General features: G+C 58.0%; 13 protein-coding genes. 2 read left to right on the forward strand and 11 right to left on the reverse strand.

Going from position 1 to position 16,805, the window contains the following annotated elements; all coding sequences use genetic code 11:
- Positions 1 to 21: 21 nt before the first annotated feature.
- A complete protein-coding gene (locus tag LAC65_RS13030) occupies positions 22 to 1,335 on the forward strand; it encodes an MFS transporter (RefSeq protein WP_039380047.1) in 1,314 nt (437 codons plus the stop codon).
- Here LAC65_RS13030 and LAC65_RS13035 read toward each other — a convergent pair.
- From LAC65_RS13035 to tkt, 7 genes are all read right to left on the reverse strand, one after another.
- A complete protein-coding gene (locus LAC65_RS13035) occupies positions 1,319 to 2,017 on the reverse strand; it encodes an IclR family transcriptional regulator domain-containing protein (protein ID WP_039380049.1) in 699 nt (232 codons plus the stop codon). The genes LAC65_RS13030 and LAC65_RS13035 overlap by 17 nt on opposite strands.
- A gap of 76 nt (positions 2,018 to 2,093) precedes the next feature.
- On the reverse strand, positions 2,094 to 2,714 hold the full coding sequence (argO, locus tag LAC65_RS13040; RefSeq protein ID WP_039380051.1) for an arginine exporter ArgO: 621 nt from the start codon (positions 2,712 to 2,714) through the stop codon (positions 2,094 to 2,096).
- Between the two features lie 131 nt (positions 2,715 to 2,845).
- Positions 2,846 to 3,727, reverse strand: coding sequence for a small-conductance mechanosensitive channel MscS (mscS, locus tag LAC65_RS13045; RefSeq protein ID WP_039380053.1), 882 nt, complete (start codon positions 3,725 to 3,727; stop codon positions 2,846 to 2,848).
- 308 nt (positions 3,728 to 4,035) lie between these two features.
- Complete coding sequence (fbaA, locus tag LAC65_RS13050) at positions 4,036 to 5,115, reverse strand: class II fructose-bisphosphate aldolase (protein WP_039380055.1); 1,080 nt, start codon at positions 5,113 to 5,115, stop codon at positions 4,036 to 4,038.
- A 102-nt stretch (positions 5,116 to 5,217) separates the two neighbouring features.
- Complete coding sequence (gene pgk, locus LAC65_RS13055) at positions 5,218 to 6,381, reverse strand: phosphoglycerate kinase (protein WP_039380057.1); 1,164 nt, start codon at positions 6,379 to 6,381, stop codon at positions 5,218 to 5,220.
- A 51-nt stretch (positions 6,382 to 6,432) separates the two neighbouring features.
- Entirely contained in the window at positions 6,433 to 7,452 is a 1,020-nt protein-coding gene (epd, locus tag LAC65_RS13060; RefSeq protein ID WP_224144786.1) for an erythrose-4-phosphate dehydrogenase, read from the reverse strand.
- Between the two features lie 353 nt (positions 7,453 to 7,805).
- Complete coding sequence (gene tkt, locus LAC65_RS13065; RefSeq protein WP_039380061.1) at positions 7,806 to 9,797, reverse strand: transketolase; 1,992 nt, start codon at positions 9,795 to 9,797, stop codon at positions 7,806 to 7,808.
- A gap of 272 nt (positions 9,798 to 10,069) precedes the next feature.
- Between tkt and loiP the strand changes: the two genes are divergently transcribed.
- The gene (gene loiP / locus LAC65_RS13070; RefSeq protein ID WP_039380063.1) at positions 10,070 to 10,825 is read left to right on the forward strand and encodes a metalloprotease LoiP; all 756 of its coding nucleotides are present in this window, start codon (positions 10,070 to 10,072) and stop codon (positions 10,823 to 10,825) included.
- Positions 10,826 to 10,870: 45 nt separating this feature from the next.
- On the opposite strand, the gene speB is transcribed toward loiP, so the two are convergent.
- The 4 genes from speB to LAC65_RS13090 all read right to left on the reverse strand — a co-directional run bounded on the left by speB (position 10,871) and on the right by LAC65_RS13090 (position 16,781).
- Positions 10,871 to 11,791 carry an agmatinase gene (gene speB / locus LAC65_RS13075; protein WP_039380065.1) on the reverse strand — a complete coding sequence of 307 codons (921 nt, stop codon included), beginning with the start codon at positions 11,789 to 11,791 and terminating at the stop codon, positions 10,871 to 10,873.
- Between the two features lie 144 nt (positions 11,792 to 11,935).
- Entirely contained in the window at positions 11,936 to 13,132 is a 1,197-nt protein-coding gene (locus LAC65_RS13080; RefSeq protein ID WP_039385632.1) for an HlyD family type I secretion periplasmic adaptor subunit, read from the reverse strand.
- Between the two features lie 23 nt (positions 13,133 to 13,155).
- Positions 13,156 to 15,333 (reverse strand): type I secretion system permease/ATPase, encoded by a 2,178-nt coding sequence (locus LAC65_RS13085; RefSeq protein WP_039380067.1) that lies wholly within the window; start codon positions 15,331 to 15,333, stop codon positions 13,156 to 13,158.
- Positions 15,330 to 16,781: a TolC family outer membrane protein gene (locus LAC65_RS13090; protein ID WP_071668581.1), complete on the reverse strand. Its 1,452-nt coding sequence runs from the start codon at positions 16,779 to 16,781 to the stop codon at positions 15,330 to 15,332. The genes LAC65_RS13085 and LAC65_RS13090 overlap by 4 nt, the downstream gene beginning before the upstream one ends.
- Between the last annotated feature and the right edge of the window lie 24 nt (positions 16,782 to 16,805).

A 16,805-nucleotide genomic window follows, 5' to 3' on the forward strand; every position in this document is an offset into this window, starting at 1 on the left:
CTGTTTCCAGGAACCCTGCCCATGGCGCACGATCCCTTAAGCTCTGGCGCGCCTGCTGCTGGCGTGCGCGTCGGGCGCACGCGTTTTCTGATGCTGGCACTGGTGTTTGTGAACATCATTATCAACTATATGGATCGCGCTAATCTGGCTGTGGCAGCGCCAGCGCTGAGCGCTGAGTTACAGCTCACGCCGCTGCAGATGGGGCTGATTTTTTCTGCGTTTGGCTGGATCTACGCCGCACTGCAAATCCCGGGCGGCTGGCTGATTGATCGACTCGGTGCGCGTATGGTGTATGGCGTGGCGATGATCGGCTGGTCGCTTATCACCCTGCTGCACGTCTGCGCCAGCAGCGTGGCGGCGCTGGTCGGGCTGCGGCTTGGCGTCGGCGCGCTTGAAGCGCCGGTGATGCCGGCGAACAACCGTATTATTTCCGGCTGGTTTCCCCTGCATGAGCGCGCCAGCGCCATTGGCATTTACTCCTCGGCGCAGTTTGCTGGTCTCGCCTGCGTTACGCCGCTGCTGTTTCATATTGAAGCCGCATTTGGCTGGCGCGGGCTGTTCGCTATCACCGGCCTGACCGGCATTCTGTGGGCGGGCGTCTGGTTTGCGCTCTATCGCGAGCCTGGCGAACATAAACGCGTATCAGCCGCAGAGCGCGCCTGGCTGCTGGAGAATGGCGCGCTGCCCGATAGCACATCGGCGGGACGCACACCGCTACGCCTGAGCGACGTGCAGCAGATGCTGTGTAACCGCAGACTGCTTGGCATCTGTCTGGGCCAGTTTTCTATTTCCGCTACCTTCTGGTTCTTTCTGACGTGGTTTCCGACCTATCTGGTCCGGTACCGGCATATGGATTTCATCAAAAGCGGCTATGTCGCCTCACTGCCTTATCTGGCGGCGTTTTGTGGCGTGCTGCTGGCGGGGTTTATCTCCGATTATCTGATGCGGCGCGGCGTTTCAGCGAGCGTAGCGCGCAAGCTGCCGGTACTGCTCGGGCTGACGATGACGCTGTTTATTCTCGGCGCCAGCTACACGGATAACACCACGCTGATCGTGCTATTTATGTCGCTGGCTTTTTTCGGCAACGGGCTGGCAACCATTACCTGGGTTTTTGTCACCACGCTGGCGCCGCGTCATCTGGTCGGGCTGGCAGGCGGCATGTTTAACTTTACCGGTGCGCTCTCCGCGATTGTGGTGCCGATTGCGATTGGCGCGCTGATCGACGGCAGTGATTTTGCTCCGGCGCTGATGTTTATCGCCGCCCTGGCGCTGGTGGGGATCGGCAGCTATCTGTTTATCGTTGGCCGCCCCGATGAAATTACTGCTCGCCGGTGATCTTCTGCGCCAGCGCTTTCAGCTGCGCCACCCGCTGCGCCAGATGCTCGTCATCCGTCTGCCAGATTTTAGCGAACGCCAGCGCCGCGCGATTATGATTGATCGGCAGCGCCATACCAATCTCACCATCATCTCGCTGCCAGATCAGATGATCGCTCTGTCGTTTGCGCGCCAGCAGAGGCGCCATCTGTGTCCACTGCGCCGCAGCAAAACGTGGCTGCAGCTGCACATCGGGCTCTGCGGCCAGCAGCGCCATGCCAATCACCGACTGCCACGCCGGCAGCATGCGAAATCCCGCCAGCGCCTGACTGGTACGGGTGCGTTCACCGGGTTCTGAGTGCCAGATATAGATGACCTGATCTTCCCACAGCACGCCCAGCGCCACCACGATATCGTGCGGTGCATAGAGCTCCAGCTGCGGCAGCGCCTGCGCAAAGAGCGAAGAGCCCCGAATCGCCTGCGCCGCCAGCGCGTGAACCCCCGGCCCTGGCAGATAGCGACGCTGCTCATCCTGGACGGTGAGGCCGATCGACGCCATCGTCATCAGCAGGCGGTTAACGCGCGTGCTGTTCATACCCATCTGACGCGCCAGCTCACGCCCGCCAATGGCTCTGTCGCTGGAGACCAGATATTGCAGGCAGCGGATACCGTCAATCAGGCTCTGGTTAGGTTGAGAAGACATCGGTCACCTCCTGGCGCTAAAAACTCAATCTTAGCAGCCTCGTCGCGTCAATAATGCCCCCTGCGCGTTTTACTTTTTAATCCGTCAGCGCCTGATGCGCCAGCTGGAAAGCGATAAGCCACATGACGCTGCCGACCAGCAGGTTGATGATGCGCTGCGCGCGCGCGGTGCGCAGCCGGGGCGACAGCCAGGCTGCCAGAAGCGCCAGACCATAAAACCAGAGTACAGAGGCGCTGACGGTGCCCAGCGCGAACCAGCGGCGGGCATCGGCGGAGGGCAGCTGACTGCCGAGGCTGCCCAGCACCACAAACGTATCCAGATAGACATGCGGATTGAGCCAGGTCACCGCCAGCATTGTGGCGATGATGCGCCAGCGCCCCTGTTTCAGCGCGCTGTCCTGCTCCGGCGCAATACCGCCGCGCCATGCGCTGTGTAACGCTCCCCAGCCATACCAGAGCAGAAACGCAACGCCTGCCCAGGTGATCAGCGTCAGCAGCAGCGGTGACTGATGCAGCAGCGCGCTGCCGCCAAATATGCCGCCGCAGATCAGCGCAATGTCGCTCAGGGTACAGAGCGTGGCGGTCATCAGATGATAGTGGCGCCTGATGCCCTGATGCATAACAAAGGCGTTTTGCGGGCCCAGCGGCAAAATCAGTGCAGCGCCCAGCGCCAGCCCCTGCAGATAAATTGATAACACGTTGAATAACCTGAAAAGAGAAGAGGATGGGCGCAGTATATCGGCCGGAAGTTATTAGCGGAAATTGAAATATTTAATCGGTCATTAGCGCTGTTAATAAGAAAGGCACCCGCAGGTGCCTTACGCTAAGGTTATTTTGTCAGGTTAACCGGCTGCTCCTGCGCCTCGCCCTTAACCTGGTGCAGATGCACATCCATCTGCGGATAAGGGATGCCGATGCCGTGCGCATCCAGAGTACGCTTAAAGTTTTTCATCAGATCCCAGTAAACGTTCTGCAGGTCGCCGCTTTTGCTCCAGCAGCGCACGACAAAGTTCAGTGATGAAGCCGCCAGCTCGTTCAGGCCAATCTGAATACCCATATCTTTCAGCACGCGCTCATCCGCTTCCACCACCTCACGCAGCAGATCGATTACCTGATCGACATCCGCATCGTACGCCACGCCGATAATAAATTCGTTGCGGCGGATCGGCTCACGGGAGAAGTTAACGATATTACTGGCGATGATTTTACCGTTAGGTACCACCACCATTTTACCGTCCGCGCTTTTCAGCGTGGTTGAGAAGATCTGCACATTCTGCACGGTCCCCATCACGCCACCGAGGTCAACAAATTCGCCGGTGCGGAATGGACGGAACGTTACCAGCAGTACCCCTGCGGCAAGGTTAGAGAGCGAGCCCTGCAGTGCCAGACCTACGGCCAGACCCGCCGCACCCAGCACGGCGATAACTGATGCGGTCTGTACACCCACCCGCCCCAGTGCTGCGATGATAGTAAATGCGATAACGCCATAGCGGACTAAGGCTGAGAGAAAATCTGCCACGGTCGCATCGATGTGGCGTGCCACCAGCAGACGATTCACGCCGTTTGAAACAATACGCGCGATAATCATACCCACGATAATAATCGCGATTGCTGCCACGATATTGACCGCATAGCTCAGGATCAGCGCCTGGTTACGCACCAGCCATCCACCTGCACTGTTAATGCCATTTACGACATTTAAATCTTCCATTTGTCAGCCCTGTTGTTGAGTTTCCCGCAGGAAATTACAAAAACGGCCAGATTGACTCCGGCACTCCAGGCTTCAAGGTTAAACAAAAACAGCATGAAGCGCCAAAATTAAGCTGATTTAACATTGTATTGAGGGAAAAACGTACCGGAATTGATGCAGATTAGCGCAGCACAGACCTGCAGGTTGCTGGTACGTATGCGGCAAAGTATGGCGGGCTGGCGTGTGGTTTTGTCGGGAAGAGAGTACGGTGCCGCATCGTGAAAAGCACATAAAAAAGGCCCCAATGGGGCCTTTTTACTGCAGCGGACTTACAGTACGTCGACTGCGTTCAGCTCTTTGAACGCCTGCTCTAAGCGCACAACCATTGAAGATTGTGCTGCACGCAGCCAGACGCGTGGATCGTAGTATTTCTTGTTCGGGCTATCCGGGCCGTTCGGGTTGCCCAGCTGCGACTGCAGGTACGCTTCGTTAGATTTGTAGTACTGCAGAATACCGTCCCAGGTTGCCCACTGGGTATCGGTATCGATGTTCATTTTGATCACACCGTAGCTGATTGACTCTTCAATCTCTGCTGCGGAAGAGCCGGAACCGCCGTGGAACACGAAGTCCAGCGCGTTATGTTCCAGACCATGCTTCTCACACACATATTTCTGTGAGTCGCGCAGGATGGTTGGGGTCAGCTTCACGTTGCCTGGCTTGTACACGCCGTGCACGTTGCCGAAAGAGGCCGCGATAGTGAAACGCGGGCTGATTTTGCTCAGCTCGGTGTAGGCGTAATCCACATCTTCAGGCTGGGTGTAGAGGGCTGAAGCGTCCATATGACTGTTGTCCACGCCATCTTCTTCACCGCCGGTGCAGCCGAGTTCAATTTCCAGCGTCATGTCGATTTTCGCCATACGCGCCAGATATTTGCTGGAGATTTCGATATTCTCTTCCAGCGACTCTTCAGAGAGGTCGATCATGTGTGAAGAGAACAGCGGCTTACCGGTTTTTTTGAAGTGCTCTTCACCGGCATCCAGCAGACCGTCGATCCACGGCAGCAGTTTTTTCGCACAGTGGTCAGTGTGCAGAATGACCGGCACACCATACTGCTCAGCCATCAGATGCACATGGTGCGCACCGGCGATAGCGCCGAAAATTGCCGCGCCCTGTGGTTTGTCGGTTTTGAAACCTTTACCGGCGATAAATGCAGCACCGCCGTTAGAGAACTGAACGATGACCGGCGCTTTAACTTTGGCAGCAGCTTCCAGTACCGCGTTGATGGAGTCCGTGCCGACGCAGTTAACTGCAGGCAGAGCGAATTTGTGCTCCTTCGCTACCTTGAAGACTTTCTGAACGTCATCACCAGTGACAACGCCGGGTTTTACGAAATCAAAAATTTTAGACATGGTTGTGTCCCGTTTCGTTACCGTTCATTCCCGAAGGGAATGGGATTTATTTGCCCCGCTCGGGGCCAGTTTTAAGGCAGCGCCGGAGCGCTGCCCCCAGAATTACTGCTTAGCGCGCTCTTCCAGCATCGCCACCGCAGGCAGCTTTTTGCCTTCCACGAACTCCAGGAATGCACCGCCACCGGTTGAGATGTAAGAGATCTTCTCTTCGATACCGAACAGATCGATAGCCGCCAGCGTGTCGCCGCCGCCTGCTACAGAGAACGCGTCGCTTTCGGCAATTGCATTGGCCACAATTTCGGTGCCTTTACGGAAGTTAGGGAACTCAAAGACGCCTACCGGGCCGTTCCACAGAATGGTTTTAGCCTCTTTCAGGATCTTCGCCATGTTCTGTGCGGTTTCATCACCGAAGTCCATAATCTCTTCGTTATCCTGCACTTCTGAAACCTTTTTCACGGTAGAAGGTGCAGTTTCAGAGAATTCCGTGCCTACGCGGGAATCGGTCGGCACCGGAATACCATACTGGTCACGCAGTGTTTTAGCCGCTTCAACGAAGTCCGGCTCATAGAGTGATTTACCGACCTTGTTGTCGATAGCCACAAAGGTGTTAGCGATGCCGCCGCCCACAATCACGGTATCCGCAATTTTTACCAGCGACTGCAGCACATCAAATTTAGTCGATACTTTTGAACCGCCGACTACGGCAACCAGCGGACGCTCCGGGTTGCTCATGACTTTACCCAGCGCTTCCAGCTCAGCAGAGAGCAGCGGGCCTGCGCAGGCGACTGGCGCAAACTTGCCCACGCCGTGAGTCGAAGCCTGCGCGCGGTGCGCGGTACCAAACGCATCCATTACAAAGATGTCACACAGCGCGGCATACTTCTTCGCCAGCGTCTCGTCATCTTTCTTTTCGCCTTTGTTGAAGCGCACGTTTTCCAGCACGACCAGCTCGCCCGCGCCGACTTCCACGCCGTCAAGATACTCTTTCGCCAGCGTAACCTGGGTACCGTTCAGTTTTTCTTTCAGATAGTTAACAACCGGCAGCAGCGAGAACTCTTCGTTATATTCACCTTCGGTCGGACGACCAAGGTGAGAGGTAACCATCACTTTCGCGCCCTGTTTCAGTGCCGCTTCGATGGTTGGCAGGGAAGCTCGGATACGTGCGTCAGATGTCACTTTTCCTTCTTTCACTGGCACGTTCAGATCGGCACGGATCAGAACACGCTTACCAGCAAGGTCCAGATCGGTCATCTTAATTACAGACATGGTGAATCCTCTCGTTGATTCTCGTAAGTTTTGCCAGACGCCATCCGCGTCTTACCTGAAACCGCTTGCGGCCATTGCTAACGTAGTATCGATCATCCGGTTAGCAAAGCCCCATTCGTTGTCACACCAGACCAGCGTCTTGATCAGGTGATGACTGCTGACCCGCGTCTGCGTACCATCAACGATGGCACTGTGCGGATCGTGGTTAAAATCTACTGAGACTAACGGTAATTCCGTATAGTCAACTATACCACGAAATGCCCCTGCTGATGCGTTTTGCAGCAGCGCATTGACCTCACACGCCTTTACCGCCGCCCGTACCGAGACGCTCAGATCAATCGCCGTCACGTTGATAGTGGGTACGCGCACCGCTATCGCTTCGAAGCGATCGTTGAATTTCGGAAAAATGCGGGTGATGCCGGCAGCCAGCCGCGTATCGACCGGAATGATCGACTGGCTCGCTGCACGGGTGCGGCGCAGATCGCTGTGATAGGCGTCGATCACCTGCTGATCGTGCATCGCTGAGTGGATCGTAGTCACGGTGCCGGACTCGATTCCGAAGGCATCATCCAGCAGCTTGATCACCGGAATAATGCAGTTGGTGGTACAGGATGCGTTAGACACAATGCGGTCAGTTTGTTTAAGAGCCTGTTCGTTTACGCCGAACACCACGGTTGCATCCAGATCGTTGCCGCCCGGATGCGAAAACAGGACTTTTCTGGCGCCCGCCTGCAGATGCGCCTCGCCGTCGGCGCGGCTGCCGTAAACGCCGGTGCAATCCAGCACCACATCAACGTCCAGCTGCTGCCACGGCAGCGTGCCGATCTCAGCCTGATGCAGGATGCGGATGGTGTCTTCCCCTACCCACAGCAGATCGCGCTCCTGCCGCACGTCGAAGGCGAAGCGACCGTGGCTGGTATCATACTTCAGCAGATGCGCCATACCGGCGGCGTCTGCCAGCTCGTTAATCGCCACAACCGTAATTTCCGCCCGGCGTCCCGTTTCATAGAGCGCACGCAACACATTGCGCCCGATACGACCAAAGCCATTGATAGCAATACGAATGGTCATCGCTTTTCCTGCAACTGCACCTCTGAAATGTGCCAGATACCTTGAGCGTTTCATGCCATTTTGTACAGGGAATTCTTACGCAGCGCCTGGAGCATTGCTGAGAGATATCCTGCTAACTGAAACGGTTCAGCCAGAATAAAGCATGCGAGGAATAACCGGAATGATTGCGATCAAGGATGGTGATGATTATTGGATCTGCGTCACAAAAATGCAGCGATTAATCGATTACTGCAGGAATAATTGAAACGTTTCAGGTGGAGAAGGCGAAGAAAATAAAACAGGGCGCGCATCAATGCGCACCCTGTGGTTCACAATATCTGATCTGGTAACCCGCCCTTTAAGGCGACTCCGGATTACAGAATAGATTTTGCGGTATTAACCACATTCTCAACGGTAAAGCCGAACTCTTTAAACAGCAGCTCTGCCGGTGCAGATTCACCAAATGAGGTCATACCCACGACCGCACCGTGCAGGCCGGTATATTTAAACCAGTAATCGGCAATACCCGCTTCAATGGCAACGCGTGCGCCAACCGCTTTCGGCAGCACCGCTTCACGGTAGGCGGCATCCTGCTTATCAAACGCATCCGTTGATGGCATGGAGACCACGCGCACATTGCGGCCTTCGCTGCTGAGTTTGTCAGCGGCAGCTACCGCCAGCTCAACTTCAGAGCCGGTAGCGATCAGGATCAGTTCCGGCGTGCCGTTGCAATCTTTCAGCACATAGCCACCGCGTACCACATTTGCCAGCTGCTCAGCGGTACGATCCTGCTGCGCCAGGTTCTGGCGGGAGAAGATCAGCGCTGACGGGCCATCGACGCGCTCAATGGCATATTTCCACGCGACAGCAGACTCAACCTGGTCACAGGGACGCCACAGGCTCATGTTTGGCGTCGTACGCAGGCTGGCCATCTGCTCAACCGGCTGGTGCGTCGGGCCATCTTCACCCAGACCGATAGAGTCGTGGGTATAAACCATGATCTGACGGATCTTCATCAGCGCCGCCATACGCGCTGCGTTGCGGGCATACTCAACAAACATCAGGAAGGTCGCGGTATAAGGCAGGAAACCGCCGTGCAGCGCAAGGCCGTTGGCAATCGCGGTCATACCAAACTCACGCACGCCGTAATGGATATAGTTACCCGCTGCGTCTTCATTGATCGGTTTAGAACCGGACCACATAGTCAGATTGCTGGGTGCCAGATCGGCAGAACCACCGAGGAACTCCGGCAGCAGCTTGCCAAAAGCTTCAATCGCATTCTGCGAGGCTTTACGGCTGGCGATTTTAGCCGGGTTCGCCTGCAGCTGCTCAATAAACTGCTGCGACTCCGCCTGCCAGTTAGCCGGCAGCTCATTGTTAACGCGACGTGTAAACTCTTCAGCCAGCGCCGGGAAAGCCGCCTTATAAGCTGCAAATTTCTCATTCCACGCTGACTCTTTCGCCTGGCCCGCCTCTCTGGCATCCCACTGCGCATAGATATCGGCCGGGATCTCAAACGGCGCGTGGCTCCAGCCCAGCTGCTTGCGCGTCAGCGCAATTTCATCGTCGCCCAGCGGCGCGCCGTGTGAATCGTGCGTGCCCGCTTTGTTAGGTGAACCGAAACCGATAACGGTTTTACACATCAGCAGTGACGGCTTGTCAGAGACGCGCTTCGCCTCTTCCACCGCCTGTTTGATCGCTTCTGCGTCGTGACCATCCACGCCGCGCACAACATGCCAGCCGTAGGCTTCAAAACGTGCTGCGGTGTCGTCGGAGAACCAGCCATCAACGTGACCATCAATGGAGATACCGTTGTCGTCATAGAACGCGACCAGCTTGCCCAGCTTCAGCGTACCGGCAATAGAGCAGACTTCGTGAGAAATCCCTTCCATCATGCAGCCGTCGCCCATGAAAACATAGGTATGGTGGTCTACGATATCATGACCCGGACGGTTGAACTGTGCAGCCAGCGTGCGCTCGGCGATCGCAAAGCCCACGGCGTTGGCGATGCCCTGACCCAGCGGGCCGGTTGTGGTTTCCACGCCTGGCGTGTAGCCATATTCCGGGTGACCTGGGGTTTTAGAGTGCAGCTGGCGGAAGTTCTGCAGCTCGCTCATTGGCAGATCGTAGCCGGCAAGGTGCAGCAGGCTGTAGATCAGCATAGAGCCATGCCCGTTCGAGAGCACGAAGCGGTCGCGGTCAGCCCACTGCGGGTTAACCGGGTTGTGGTTCAGGAAGTCGCGCCACAGCACTTCAGCGATATCCGCCATGCCCATCGGGGCACCCGGGTGTCCCGATTTAGCTTTCTGTACTGCGTCCATACTTAACGCACGAATGGCGTTGGCAAGCTCTTTACGAGAGGGCATGTTCTACTCCAGATCGGATTAAGGCTCCGCCGCGCTTAACGTATTGTAATTAATCAGTTATAAGGCGAAGCGTGAAAGAAGTCGCCCATCAATGTACATGAAAATCGCCACAAAAGTACATGCATCCGCGTGCTAATTATCATGGCTGCGATTGCATTTTAAGCCGCGTCTGCTAGCAACCGCGAAACGGGCGCGCTATAAACATCGGGTTTATACATCTGGCCTGCTTTCAGGTGTCTGTTTTTACGACGAGTTACTTAAAGGATGATGATATGAAAATCCGGGCTACGGTTACGGCAATCGGAGTGGCAGCGCTACTGAGCGGCTGTCAGGGGTTTGATAATAACGCGCTGCTGCAGTCGGGCGCGCAGGCCTATCAGGCCTATTCGCTCAGCGATGCGCAGGTAAAACAGCTGAGTGACCAGTCCTGTGCACAAATGGATAAAGAGAATCAGGTCGCGGCGGCAAACAGCAGCTATCAGCAGCGTCTGAATAAGATCGCTGCCGCGCTGGGCGACAATATCAACGGCACGCCGGCGAACTACAAGGTGTACGTCACCAAAGATGTCAACGCCTGGGCGATGGCTAACGGCTGCATCCGCGTTTACAGCGGCCTGATGGATATGATGACCGATAATGAAGTGGAAGGCGTGCTGGGCCATGAGATGGGTCACGTCGCGCTGGGCCACACGCGTAAAGCGATGCAGGTTGCCTTTGCCACCGAAGCCGCACGCGGGGCTGCCGCCTCGGTCGGCGGTATTATTGGTTCGCTGTCGCAGTCGCAGCTGGGCGATATCGGCGAGAAGCTGGTTAACGCGCAGTTCTCGCAGACTCAGGAGTCGCAGGCAGATGACTACTCATATGATCTGCTGAAAAAGCGCGGCATTAACCCGCTCGGTTTAGCCACCAGCTTTGAGAAGCTGGCGAAGATGGATCAGGGGCATCAGAGTTCGATGTTTGACTCCCATCCTGATTCAGAAGCGCGCGCGCAGCATATCCGCGATCGTATCGCCGCAGACGGCAAATAAGCGCCTGATGCAGCCCTTCTCCCGGCGGGAGAAGGGCTGCCGCTATCAGCCTTTGTTCGCTGCCTGCACGTGCAGCATATCCAGCGCCAGCGTAGCCGCTGCCAGCGCGGTCAGATCGGCGTGATCGTAGCCCGGTGCCACCTCAACCAGATCCATGCCGACAATATTCATTCCCTGCAGGCCGCGCACCAGTTTGGTCGCTTTGTCGCTGCTCAGGCCGCCAATCACCGGCGTGCCGGTGCCTGGCGCGTGCGCCGGATCGAGGCAGTCGATATCAAACGTCAGGTAGACCGGCAGGTCGCCCACGGTGCGCTTCACCTCGGCCAGAATATCATCCACGCTGCGATCGTTAACCTGCGCCGCGTCCAGCACGTTAAAGCCCAGACTCTTATCAAATTCAGTACGAATACCGATCTGCACCGAGTGCTGCGGATCGATCAGCCCCTCTTTTGGCGCAGTGAAAAACATGGTGCCGTGGTCAAACGTCGGGCCGTTAGAGTAGGTGTCGGTATGCGCATCAAAATGCACCAGCGCCATTTTGCCGAAATGCTTCGCGTGAGCGCGCAGCAGCGGCAGCGTAATGTAGTGGTCACCGCCAAAGGTCAGCATGCGCTTGCCGCTGGCCAGCAGTTTTTCCGCATGCGCCTGCAGTTTGTCTGAGAGATCCTGCGAGTCGCCAAATGCGTACACCAGGTCACCGCAGTCCACGACATTCAGGCGCTGACGCAGATCAAACTCCCACGGCCAGCGGCACCCTTCCCACGCCAGGTTAGTGGAGATCTGACGAATCGCGCCCGGCCCCAGACGGCTGCCCGGACGGCCCGACGTAGCGGCGTCAAACGGCACACCGGTGATCACCCACTCAGCATCGCTGTCATACGGCTGGAAGTTGAGCGGAAAACGCATGAAGCCAAAGGCGTTGGAAACCAGGGAGTTGTCATACTGATTGCCCAGGGTGTTGTACATAATTCATCCTCTTTACGTCAGGCAGCACCGGCCTGATTACGGGTCAGGTATAAAAAAATCCCTTCCGCGTCGTTAAGCCCGACGAGGAAGGGATTGATGGCGTGATTATCGCCGGGAATATACTCCCCTGCAATCCTCATCCGCTTAGCGCTCGCGCATCGCCTCTTCAGCTTTATTAAACGGCTTGACCAGATAATCCATCACGGTTTTCTCTCCGGTTTTGATATCCACCGTGGAGACCATGCCGGGCGTGATAGAAAAGCGCCGGCCCGCTTTGTTCTGCACATAGTCGTTATCGGTGCGGATAAACACCCGATAGTAGTAGATCTCTGGTTTCACCTCATCCTGGATGGTATCCGGCGAGATGCTCTCCACTACGCCGTTGAGGCCGCCATAGATGGCGTAATCGTAGGCGGAGATCTTCACCACCGCGCGCTGCCCCGGATGGATAAAGGCGATATCGCGCGGCGACAGGCGCGCCTCCACCAGCAGCCGGTCGTTGAGCGGGACAATGTTCATCAGCTCGCCGTTAGGCGGCACCACGCCACCGACCGTGGAGACTTTAATATTTTTAACGATGCCGCGCATCGGGGCGCGGATCGTCAGTCGCGTCACCGTATCTTCGCGTCCTTTAATCACTTCAGCGAGGCTGTCCGCTTCCGCGCTCGCTTTGGCCAGCTCTTCACGCGCCTGGACATAATATTGCGAACGCATATCGGTCAGCTTCAGCTCCAGATCGGATTTTTCACGCTGCAGGCGCAGCACCTCCACATTGCTGGCAGCCCCGCTCTTTGCCAGCCGCTGCGTAATCGCCAGCTCGCGGTTAGCCAGCGCCAGCGACGCGTTAAACTGCTTCGTCGCGTCGTTGAGCTGTGCCCGTTTAGTATTATAGAGACGGGTTTCTGCCGCGATCAGATCGGGCCAGCCGCTGAGCTCATCCGGAAAGGTCAGCCGGGTGTCGTTAACCTCTGCCCGCAGGCGTGACGCCGCCGCCAGCGCGGCGCGATAGCGTGCCGCGCTCTCACCCACGCTTGACTGGGAACGGGTCGGATCGAGACGCGCCACCACCTCACCCGCCAGCACCTGATCGCCCTCATGCACGTACAGCTCCGTCAGAATACCGCCCTCCAGCGACTGCAGCACCTGCTCGCGCGAGCTGGGGATCACCTTGCCGGTCCCGGTTGAGACTTCATCCAGCACGCCAAACCACGCCCAGATCAGCGCGACCAGCATCAGCGCGGCGCTGATAACAATCAGCCGCACCGCCCCGCTGTAGTGCGTTTCCGATTTCAGTTCGCCCAGCAGATCGTCTGACGCGTCTTTTTCAGCAGCCGTGACCAGCCGCAGTTTTGCCGGCAGCTGCTTCATGCGTTCACCTCCGGCAGATTTCCGCCGCTGCGCGCTGGCGGCAGCGCTTTCTCTTTCGGACTGTCCATAACCAGCTGCCCCTCTTTCAGCACCAGTATCCGATCCACCAGCGACAGAATCGCGGCGCGATGCGTCGCCACGATCAGCGTGCGGCCGTTCAGCCATGCGCCGAGGCGCTCAATAAACTCTTTCTCCGTATGGTCGTCGAGCGCGGCGGTGGGTTCATCCAGCAGCACGATATTAGGATCGCGCAGCAGCATGCGCGCCAGCAGCAGCGACTGCCGCTGCCCGCCGGAGAGGCCGGTGCCCCCCTCCATGATCGGGTGATCCAGCCCCAGCGGCAGGCGGCGAATAAATTCCGCTCCGCCGCTCACCGTCAGCGCAGAGAAGATGGCGTCGTCGGTAGCGTGCGCCGCGCCGAGCGTCAGGTTTTCACGCAGCGTACCGTGAAACAGGCGCGCGTTTTGCGTCAGCAGCCCGACGTTGCGCCGCACGTCGGCCACGTCAATGTGCGGCAGGCTGAGGTTATCAAGCCGCAGCTCACCGCTCACCAGATCCATGCCGCCCGCCATCGCCTGCAGCAGCGTGGATTTACCGGAGCCGTTGCGGCCCAGCACCGCAATACGCTCCCCAGGCTGAATGGTCAGGGATTTAATGCGCAGCGCCATGGTCAGCGAGTCGCTGTAGTAGCGAAACATAGCGTCGGTGAACTGATAGTGGCCAAACAGCACCGGACAGTGAATACGCGTCTCATCGCTGCTGTTCTCTACCGGCAGATTCATCAGGCCGTCGAGACTGGTTTTCGCCGCCCTGACCTGCTGCCAGCGCGCCAGTACGCCGCACAGCGTTGCCATCGGCGCAATCATGCGCGAGGAGAGCAGCGACGCCGCGACAATCGCCCCGGTGGTGATATCGCCGTTGATCACCATCGGCGCGCCCACCACAATGACGCTGGCGTAAACCAGCCCCTGCACCGTTACGCCCCAGCTAATGAGCGAGTGCATCACCTTACGCATCGCCACGCCCGACTGCGCGGTGATACGGATATAGCTGTTCCACTGCTGCAGAAAGCGATCTTCCGCCTGCATCAGCTTGATATCCTCCAGCCCCTGTACGCTCTCCACCAGCACTGCGTTACGCAGCGTGGACTCTTTCAGCGCCTGCTGCGCCAGCTTCGCCAGTTTTTTCTGGCTGAGCAGGCCCGGCAACACCATCAGCAGCACCGCCACCGGGGCGATCCACGCCAGCTGTGGCGCGATAATCGCCATAACCAGCAGAAACAGCAGGAAAAATGGCATATCGACAATCGCCGTCACGGTGGTTGAGGTCACCATTTCCCGGATCGCCTCCAGTTCACGCAGCTGGGAGATAAAAGTGCCGGTAGAGCGCGGCACCACGCTGTTGCGCAGCCGCAGCGCATGACCAAACACCCGATCGGAGACGCGCATATCGGCGCGCTTGCCCAGCAGATCGGTGACGTGATCGCGGCCCACGCGCAGAATATAGGTAAATACCACCGAAATGATCACGCCAGCATAGAGGACATAGAGCGTGGGATAAGATTGCGCCGGGATCACCCGGTCATAGACCTGCATCGAAAACACAATCCCTACCAGCGCCAGCAGATTGATCAAGAAGGACGCCAGCATCACATAGCCGTAGGGACGCAGATCGTGCAGCACCAGCCGCCGCAGCCAGTCGGGGCGAACGGTGGCGAGATAGCGATCGACCCGGCTATCTTTCGCCGCCGCCACCGGTCGCAGCGCGGCCACCACGCGGAGGGCGGGCAGCAGATCGGTGAGCATCACCGGCGTCGGCTGTTCATCGCCGGAAAAGTGCACCCGAACGCGGTCATCACCATCAAACGCCGTCACCACGCCGACCTGGCCATCATCCAGCTCTACCGCCAGCGGCAGGCGCCAGCGCGTGATCTCCCGGCTCTCCTCTGCAAACAGCTGCAGCGACAGCCCCGCCTGACGTGCCAGATGGCGCAGCGCTTTATCGCGCGTCTGTTTGCCCTGCCACTCCGCTGCCGCCATGATCATGCCCGGCGAACAGGGCAGCCGGTAGTGGGTGGCGATCTGAATAATGGCCGTGGCCCAGCCGTTAAGCGGCAGCTCGCCGCCGCTGGCGGACTGGCCCTCAGGTGCGTCCGGAATCGGTAATTGGGTCATGGCTGAATCTCCACGGTCTGGATGCGCTGGTTATTAAGCGTAAAGGCTGAACGGATCTGTCCGGTGCTGTAGAGGCAGTCGAGCTGCAGCGATCGCAGCTGGCTTACGGTCTGCTGTAGCGTAAAGCGGGTCTGCCACACCTCCTGTTCGGCATTCAGTACGTCCAGCAGCGGGCGCGTACCAAGCTGCAGATACTGATCCTGATAGAGCTGGCGGGTTTTCTCGCCCAGCGCCTGCTGGCGCCCCATGATCGCCAGACTCTGCGACAGGCTGAGCGCTTCATTCTGCGACTCGCTCAGCTGCTGACGCGCTTTCAGCCGTGCCGAATTTACCGCTGCGTTCGCCGCCTGTAGCGCGCTGGCGGCGGCGTCACGCGCGGCGGTGATCCCGCCGCCCTGATAAAGCGGCATCTCGACTTTGACAAAGGCAGAGTACTGCGTGCGGTCCAGCGACTGACTACCGGCGTAGCGATCGTTGAGATAGTGGGTAACCTGCGGTTCCAGCGAGATAGTCGGCAGGTTCTGCGCGCTGGCGTTATCAAGTTTGGCCTGCGCCTGATTAGCCTGCGCCCACGCGGCCAGCACCGCCGGATTGGTTTTGTCATCCGCTTTGCCACTGGCGCAGCCGCGGGTCAGCGTTGCGGGAAACTGGTCGCTGACCTGCTTTACCAGCGGCCAGCCCAGATAGGTGGCTAAGGTTGCGCGCCAGCGGTTAAGGCTCGCCTGATACTGCGTCAGGGTGGTGCGCGCGCCTTCAATACGCGCATCGGTCTGGGTCGCGTCGGAGAGCGAGGCCGCGCCCTCCTCATTACGCTGCCGCGCCAGTACGCCAATCCGGCTCAGGGCGCTGAGCTGATCGCGGGCAATCTTTACCAGCTGCTGATAGCCCTGCACCTGAACCAGTGCCGCTGCGGTATCGTGCGCCACGCTATCGATACTCACCAGCACGTTTGCCTGCTCCTGCGCCACGCCCGCCTCGGCAGAGCGCACCGAGCTGCTGACTTTGCCAAAGTCATAAAGCATCTGCGACACCGACAGCACAAATGAGGGGCTGAAGCCGCTGCCGCTGTAACTGTTGCTATAGCCATTGTTCATGCCCGCACTGATTTGCGGATAATATTTTGCTTTTGCCACATCGACCTGATTCGCCTGCTCCAGCATGGTGCCAATCGCCTGCGCGATATCAGGATGCCACTGCACCGCACGCTGCACCGCCTGCTCAATTGTCAGGGTGTCCGGCACGCTGCCCAGCGCCGGTTCGGCGACTTCGCCCGCGAGCGACGGCAGCTCCTGCTGCTGAACCAGCTCGCTTTGCGTAATAGATCCAGCGCGTATCAGCGTCTCACTGGCGGCACTAAGATGCGCACTGTAAAACAACAGAAAGCCCGCGCTTACTGCGGCGGGCAGAGAGGAACGGCGAAAAGGTGCGCCGGATTGCATCAGATCCATCGATTATCCACCAGTCAGAATAGA

The organism is Pantoea eucrina (genome assembly GCF_020079945.1).
Lineage (GTDB): Bacteria > Pseudomonadota > Gammaproteobacteria > Enterobacterales > Enterobacteriaceae > Pantoea > Pantoea eucrina.